A 7,638-nucleotide genomic window follows, 5' to 3' on the forward strand; every position below is an offset into this window, starting at 1 on the left:
AGGAACGCCTCCCATGTTCGACACAGTTCTGGTCGCCAACCGCGGCGAGATCGCCCTGCGGGTGATCCGCACCCTGCGGCGGCTCGGCGTCCGCTCGGTCGCCGTGTTCAGCGACGCGGACGCCGACGCACCGCACGTCCGCGAGGCCGACGTCGCGGTCCGGCTCGGCCCGCCCGACCGCAGCGACAGTTCGGCGGCCGAGACCTACCTGCGGACCGACCAGATCCTCGCCGCCGCCCGCCGCACCGGCGCCCAGGCCGTCCACCCCGGCTACGGCTTCCTCGCAGAGAACCCCGGCTTCGCCCGCGCCTGCGCCGACGCGGGTCTCGCCTTCATCGGACCGCCGCCCGGCGCGGTCGAGCTGATGGGCGACAAGATCAACGCCAAGGAGGCCGTCCGCGCCGCCGGCGTCCCGGTGGTCCCCGGCAGCCAGGCCGCCGCGCCCACGGACGAGGACCTCGTCGCCGCCGCCGACGAGATCGGCTACCCCGTCCTGCTCAAGCCGTCCGCCGGTGGCGGCGGCAAGGGCATGCGCCTGGTGCGGGACCGCGCCGACCTGCCCACCGAGATCGCCGCTGCCCGTCGTGTCGCCCGGACCGCCTTCGGCGACGACACCCTGCTGCTGGAACGCTGGATCGACCGGCCGCGCCACATCGAGGTGCAGGTGCTCGCCGACGCCCACGGCACCACCGTCCACCTCGGCGAGCGTGAGTGCAGCCTCCAGCGCCGCCACCAGAAACTGATCGAAGAGGCTCCCTCCGTTCTCCTCAATGCCGAGACCCGCGCCGCGATGGGCGCCGCGGCCGTCCGCGCCGCGCAGTCCTGCGGCTACACCGGGGCCGGCACCGTGGAGTTCATCGTCCCCGGCATCGACCCGGACGCCCCCGCCTCCGCCGCCGAGGGGGTGCGGGACTTCTTCTTCATGGAGATGAACACCCGTCTCCAGGTGGAACACCCCGTCACCGAGCTCGCCGTCGCCGTCGGCGCGGACTCAGCCCGACTCGACCTGGTCGAGTGGCAGCTGCGCATCGCCGCCGGCGAACCGCTCTCCTTCGCCCAGTCCGACATCTCCTTCCTGGGCCACGCCATCGAGGCCCGTATCTGCGCCGAGGACCCGGAACGGGACTTCCTGCCCACCGGCGGCCGCATCCTCGCCCTGGAGGAACCCTGGGGCGAGGGCATCCGCGTCGACTCCGGGGTCGCCCCCGGGACCGTCGTCACCAGCGCCTACGACCCCATGCTCGCCAAGGTCATCGCGTACGGGCCCGACCGCCCGACCGCGCTGCGCCGGCTCCGCGCCGCGTTGGCCGACACCCGCATCCTGGGCGTCACGACCAACACGGGCTTCCTGCGCCGACTGCTCAACCACCCCGAGGTCGTCGCCGGCCGACTGGACACCGGCCTGGTGGAACAGACGGCGCGGCAGCAGCCGACCCTGCTCGCCTCGCCGTACTCCCCGTCGAACGCGGTCGCCACGGCTGGGGCCACGGACTCCGCCCGCCCCGTGAACGGGACGGACCCCACGGCGACCGAACCACCGTCACCTGCCCACCTCCTCTACTACGCGGCCGCGCTGGCGCGGCACCTGGAACTCACCCCGGCCGCCGACCCCGGGGGCTGGACCGACCCGTTCTCCCTCCCCTCCGGCTGGCGCCTGGGCGGCACCCCCGCCTGGACCACCCACCGACTCCGCACCCCCGGCCAGGAGACGGTCTCGGTGCGCATCCGGTCGATCACTCCGGGCAACGTAGCCGACCCCACCGACATTCCCGGCGAATTCACCCGTGAGGTGGAACTCCGGCTCGATTCCGGGCCGGTTCACCGCGCCCGCGCCACCCTCGCCGGCGACCGGCTGCACCTGACCGTCGACGGCCTGCAGACCACCTTCGCGCTGGCCGCCGACCCCGCCCCCGGCACCGCCGGCCCGGTGACCTGGCTCGGAATCGAGGGCGACGCCTGGCCGTTGCACACCTACGACCCGGCCGTCGAGAGCGCCGCCGGGGCCGCCGCCCACCACGGCGCCCTGACCGCCCCGATGCCCGGCACCGTCACCGTCGTCAAGACCGCCGCGGGCGAAGCCGTCCGCAAGGGTCAGCCCCTGCTCGTGCTGGAGGCCATGAAGATGGAACACGTGATCGCCGCGCCGCACGACGGCGTGGTGGCCGAACTGAGGGCCGCCGCCGGCGCCACCGTCGCGATGGAGGACCTGCTGGTCGTGGTCACCCCGGCCGAGGAGGCCGCCGAGCCCGCGGAGGTGCGGTCATGACCGCCGCCGCCCGCGAGCCCGACGCCCTCGACCTGGGCCTGCCCGACCCGGTCCGCGCCCCCGGACTGCCCGAGGAGGTCCGGATCCACGAGGTCGGACCGCGCGACGGGCTCCAGAACGAGAGCTCCCTGGTGCCCGTCGAGGTCAAGGCGGAGTTCATCGCGCGGCTCGCGGCCGCCGGGCTGCGGACCGTCGAGGCCACCAGCTTCGTTCACCCGAAATGGGTGCCCCAGCTCGCCGACGCCGAGGAACTGGTGCCCCGGCTCGCCGATCTGCCGGAGCGCCACCCCGGCCTGCGGCTGCCGGTGCTGGTGCCCAACGAGCGCGGCCTCGACCGCGCGCTCGCCCACCACGCCACCGACATCGCGGTGTTCGCCAGCGCCACCGAGACCTTCGCCCGGCGCAACCTCAACCGCACCGCGGAGGAGGCCATGGCGATGTTCCGCCCGGTCGTGGCGCGGGCCACCGAGGCCGGGGTCGCCGTCCGCGGCTACCTGTCGATGTGCTTCGGCGACCCCTGGGAGGGTCCGGTCCCGGTCGACCAGGTGGTCCGGTACGGGGTGGAGCTGCTGGAGATGGGCTGCGCGGAGCTGAGCCTCGGCGACACCATCGGCGTGGCCACCCCCGGCCAGGTGGGCGCCCTGCTGGCCGGCTTCGCCCGGGCCGGCGTGACGCCCGAACGGCTCGCCGTGCACTTCCACGACACCTACGGCCAGGCGCTCAGCAACACCCTGGCGGCGCTGCGCGAGGGCGTCACCACGGTGGACGCCTCGGCGGGCGGCCTGGGCGGCTGCCCGTACGCGAAGAGCGCCACCGGCAACCTGGCCACCGAGGACCTGGTGTGGATGCTGCACGGGCTCGGTGTCCGGACCGGCGTCGACCTGCGCGCGCTGGTCGCGACCAGCGGCTGGATGGCCGAGCGCCTCGGCCGCCCGAGCCCCTCCCGCACCGTCCAGGCGCTGCTCGGCACCACCCGGGGCTGACCCGCCCGCGGCACGACTCCCCGGCGCCGGCCGCCCGAACGGTCCGGCCGGCGCCGCCATCATCCGATGACCACACCGTGTGACCGTCGCACCGTCAGACGGACGCCGGTCATCCCGCTCACGCCCGCGGCCATCCCGGCCGGGCACCAGGAGGATCAGATGCTCGACCACCGGCTCAGCAGCGAGTACGAGGAACTGCGGCGCACCGTCGCCGAGTTCGCCCAGGACGTGGTGGCGCCGAAGATCGGCGAGTTCTACGAACGGGAGGAGTTCCCCTACGAGATCGTCCGCGAGATGGGGCGGATGGGCCTGTTCGGCCTGCCCTTCCCGGAGGAGTACGGCGGCATGGGCGGCGACTACTTCGCCCTCGGGCTCGCCCTGGAGGAACTCGCCCGCGTCGACTCCTCGGTGGCGATCACCCTGGAGGCCGCCGTCTCGCTCGGCGCGATGCCGATCTACCGCTTCGGCACGGAGGAGCAGAAGCGCGAGTGGCTGCCCCGGCTGACCTCCGGCGAACTCCTCGGCGCCTTCGGCCTCACCGAGCCCGAGGGCGGTTCGGACGCCGGGGCCACCCGCACGACCGCGCGGTACGACGAGACCACCGACGAGTGGGTCATCAACGGCACCAAGTGCTTCATCACCAACTCCGGCACCGACATCACCGGGCTCGTCACCGTCACCGCGCTCACCGAGCCGATCGCTCGTTCGAGTGAAGAGGGCGAATTCCGCTCGCCTGTACGGGAGATCTCCTCCATCATCGTGCCCACCGGGACCCCGGGGTTCCAGGTCTCGAAGAAGTACTCGAAGGTCGGGTGGAACGCATCCGACACCCGCGAACTGTCCTTTACCGACTGCCGCGTACCCGCGGCCAACCTGCTGGGCGAGCGTGGCCGAGGCTACGCCCAGTTCCTGCGGATCCTCGACGAGGGCCGCATCGCCATCGCGGCCCTGGCCACCGGCCTGGCCCAGGGTTGCGTGGACGAATCCGTCAAGTACGCCGGCACCCGCAGGGCCTTCGGCCGCCCGATCGGTGCCAACCAGGCCATCCAGTTCAAGCTTGCCGACATGGAGTTGCGCGCCCACACGTCCCGCCTGGCCTGGCGGGACGCCGCCTCCCGGCTGCTGCACGGCGAACCGTTCAAGAAGGAGGCCGCGATCGCGAAGCTGTACTCGTCCGAGGCCGCCGTCGACAACGCCCGCGAGGCGACCCAGATCCACGGCGGGTACGGCTTCATGAACGAATTCCCGGTCGCCCGTTTCTGGCGCGACTGCAAGATCCTCGAGATCGGGGAGGGCACGTCTGAGGTCCAGCGCATGCTCATCGCCCGGGAGCTCGGCGTCACGTCGTGACGATCACTTCCTGATGGTCACCTCCTGAGCCGGGTCCGCCGGGCCGACCAAGTCAACACACTGCTCCGCGACGGGTGTTGGGGAGCGGTCCACGGCGAAGGCGACATCGGAGGAGCTATCGGAAGAGTTATCGAAAGGGACTGCCGGATCAGGCGTCGGGGCAGCAGCGGAGAACCTCCGTGGAAGCCCTCCGGCGAGCCTCGGGGGATCCACTCCGGATCCTCAAGGGATCACGATCACCGGGCGGTTGGCCCGCCGCGCCAGCCGCCCGGAGACCGAGCCGAAGAGCTTGCCGAGCAGGCCGTGCGTCGTGCCGACGACGATCGCGTCGGCGGCGTACTCGCGGCCGACCTCCTCGATCTCGTGGCAGATGTCACCGCCGCGCTCGACCAGGATCCACGGCACCCCCGTGAGGAAGTCCGCGCAGGCGAGTTCCAGGCCCAGGACCTCGGTCCGGTGGTCGGGCAGGTCGACGAAGACGGGCGGTTCGCAGCCCGCCCAGACCGTGGCGGGCAGGCGGTTCGCGACATGCACGATCACCAGGCCGCACTGCGATCGGCGGGCCATGCCGACCGCGTAGGCGAGCGCGCGCTCACTGGACAGCGAGCCGTCGAAACCGACCACGACGCCGTGCTGGAACGCGGGGTCCAGGGGGCGCCCCGGCGCCCCCTGGGTCGACGGCCCGAGGTGCCCGCCGAGCGCGTCGGACGCCACCTCCGGGCGCTCGGCGCCCGGGCCCGTGCGGCCCGTCACCGGGGGCTCCGAAGGGCCGGCCGGACGCTCGCCACGACGCTGGCGCGGACCGGGGTGGTCACGGTGGGCGAGACCGCCTCGGCGGGTGAGGCTATGCAACACGCGTGCGAGGCCTCGGAGTTCATCCTGCCCGGGGTCGGTGACCACAGGCTGCGCCGACTCTGCGACACCGGACAGCCCGCGATCCGGCTCGCCGACCGGCGGGCGGCCAGGGGGCTCGACGTGCGCATCGACATACCCGCCGGCGCCGCCGCTGAGGCCTTCGCCGTTGAGCTCTTCGCCGTTGAGCTCTTCGCCGTTGAGGCCTTCGCCGTCGGGACCTTCGCCGACAAGGCCTTCGGAGCGCGCTTCGGGGTGCCCACCGACCGGAACGCTCCCGTCGATCGGGCCGACGTCCGCACGGGCGGCATCGCTCCCGGTTCCTGCACCCACGCTGCGGGGCGCGTCCGGTTCCACCGGTCGGGAAGGCTCAAAACCAGCCATGACTCACGGCTCTTCAAGGGAGAGGGGCCGACAGGAGAGGACAACGCTGCCCGGGCAGCAGGCCCGCCCACGGGATGACGTCGGTCTGCGCCGCGCAGCACCGTATGTGACCTGTTCCTTTCAGAGTACGACGGGCGCGGGACCCAGCCCACCGGCGAAGCCCCGGAGCGACGTTGTTCCCGCGAAAGAGGGATGCGCCCGCCGTGGCAGTGCGCCCCGTTCGCAGGCGATCGCGCCCCCTCCGGAAAGGAGGTTCCCTGGAGCTTGACTGAGCGGACCGGGGAGGCGCAACAGGCCCACGGAACACCGTGACCGGACTGTCATTGATCGGCGACGATCCGTTGCGGGGCGTCGCGAACCGTTACGGTGCGAACCGTTGCGTCCCACCGGTCCCGGCCGGCTCCCCCGGCCCGTCCCGTCATCACCCGTCCATCTGGTGCCCGGGCCCGATTCAGCCACTTCGTACGGCTTCGCGACGCGCTCTGGCATTTGCCACGTGCATAGGCCCGGCCGCTGGCACCATGCTCGACATGCCCCTGCTCTTGTTCGACCTCGACAACACGCTGCTCCCCCGGGATGCTGCTTTCCGGGCCTGGGCGCAGGACTTCCTGTCCGAACACCACCTGCCACTCGACGACCTCGACTGGTTCGTCACCCTCGACGGCGGCGGCTACGTGCCGCGCAGCACCGTACTGTCCGCCGTCCGGCGCCGCTACGGCCTGGACGCCTCCGTCGAGTTCCTGCTCGCCCACTTCCGACGCGGCATCAACTCGCACATCCACTGTCCGCCCCGGAACATCGAGGCGCTGCGGTCGGCACGGACGGCGGGGTGGACGCTCGGGATCGTCTCCAACGGCGGCACCCGGGCGCAGTTGGAGAAGATCCGACGGACCGGGCTGGGTCCGCTGGTCGACGGCTGGGTGATCTCGGAGGAGGCGGACTGCGTCAAACCGGACCCGCTGATATTCGAGATAGCCGCCCGGCGGTGCGGCATCCGACCGACCGGGGACTGGGCGGCACACACCTGGATGGTCGGGGACCACGCGCCCGCCGACATCGCGGGTGCCGAACTGGCCGGGCTGCGCAGTGTCTGGCTGCACCACGGACGGCCGTGGGCGGAGACCGGCTACCGACCGACGCTGAAGGCGGCCGGTCTGCCGGAGGCCGTCGGACTGGTCCTCTCCGCGCGCAACGCGCCCTCGGCGCGGCCGGACGCCCGCACCGGCGGGCCGGTCCGGCGGCGGGCCGCCGCGGGGCCGGTACGTACGACGGCGGTGCTCGGCGCGCGGTCCGGCGCACGCCTGACGGCGAGCGCGCCGGACGGCCCGAGTGCACCCGTTCCCATGAGCGGCGGAACGGCCGGTGCCTCGGGCTTCGGAGCAGGGCCCGGTGTCCGAAACCGATCAGGCGGGTTTGCCGCGATCGCCGACGGCCGCCAGAGCACCGCGCCGCGGACCGGTGCCACCGCCGAGGCGGGGACGAACCCGGGTGCGGACGCCGGCCGGGCCGCCGCGGTGGCGCGCGCAACGCCCCTCCGCACCGCGGCCGATGGGGCCCCGCCCGCCCGGACCGCCTTCGCCTCGGCACCGGCCGTGGCGGCGACCGTAGCGACGGCCGTAGCAACGGCCGTGACGACAACGGCGGCAGCAGCAGCAGCGGCCGTGACTCCGCTCGCGGCGAAGACGGTGGCACCGGTCGCGACTACGACCACCGCTACGGCTGCGGCGCCGACGACGGCCACGGCTGCAGCGCAGACCCCGGCGACGACCGCAGCATCAGCCGCCGCCCGGTAGCTTCCGACGC

The 7,638-nt window shown here is 73.2% G+C and carries 6 protein-coding genes; 5 read left to right on the forward strand and 1 reads right to left on the reverse strand.

The features are described 5' to 3' along the window. Positions 1-13 precede the first annotated feature (13 nt). The 3 genes from J0670_RS23910 (at position 14) to J0670_RS23920 (ending at position 4,599) form a co-directional block, all read left to right on the forward strand. On the forward strand, positions 14-2,266 hold the full coding sequence (locus J0670_RS23910) for a biotin carboxylase N-terminal domain-containing protein (protein WP_207813714.1): 2,253 nt from the start codon (positions 14-16) through the stop codon (positions 2,264-2,266). Then, on the forward strand, positions 2,263-3,249 hold the full coding sequence (locus J0670_RS23915) for a hydroxymethylglutaryl-CoA lyase (RefSeq protein WP_207813715.1): 987 nt from the start codon (positions 2,263-2,265) through the stop codon (positions 3,247-3,249). The genes J0670_RS23910 and J0670_RS23915 overlap by 4 nt, the downstream gene beginning before the upstream one ends. A 159-nt stretch (positions 3,250-3,408) precedes the next feature. Next, positions 3,409-4,599, forward strand: a complete 1,191-nt coding sequence (locus tag J0670_RS23920) for an acyl-CoA dehydrogenase family protein (RefSeq protein ID WP_207813717.1) — start codon at positions 3,409-3,411, stop codon at positions 4,597-4,599. 222 nt (positions 4,600-4,821) lie between these two features. Here the strand turns inward: J0670_RS23920 and J0670_RS23925 are convergent, their stop codons facing one another. Then, complete coding sequence (locus J0670_RS23925; protein ID WP_374223152.1) at positions 4,822-5,313, reverse strand: universal stress protein; 492 nt, start codon at positions 5,311-5,313, stop codon at positions 4,822-4,824. A 102-nt stretch (positions 5,314-5,415) separates the two neighbouring features. On the opposite strand from J0670_RS23925, the gene J0670_RS23930 reads away from it, so the two are divergent. Further along, positions 5,416-5,913 (forward strand): hypothetical protein, encoded by a 498-nt coding sequence (locus J0670_RS23930; protein WP_207813716.1) that lies wholly within the window; start codon positions 5,416-5,418, stop codon positions 5,911-5,913. A 452-nt stretch (positions 5,914-6,365) separates the two neighbouring features. Then, complete coding sequence (locus tag J0670_RS39455; protein WP_243437435.1) at positions 6,366-7,628, forward strand: HAD family hydrolase; 1,263 nt, start codon at positions 6,366-6,368, stop codon at positions 7,626-7,628. Positions 7,629-7,638 lie beyond the last annotated feature (10 nt).

The organism is Streptomyces sp. FH025, assembly GCF_017427025.1.
In the GTDB taxonomy this organism is placed as follows: domain Bacteria; phylum Actinomycetota; class Actinomycetes; order Streptomycetales; family Streptomycetaceae; genus Kitasatospora.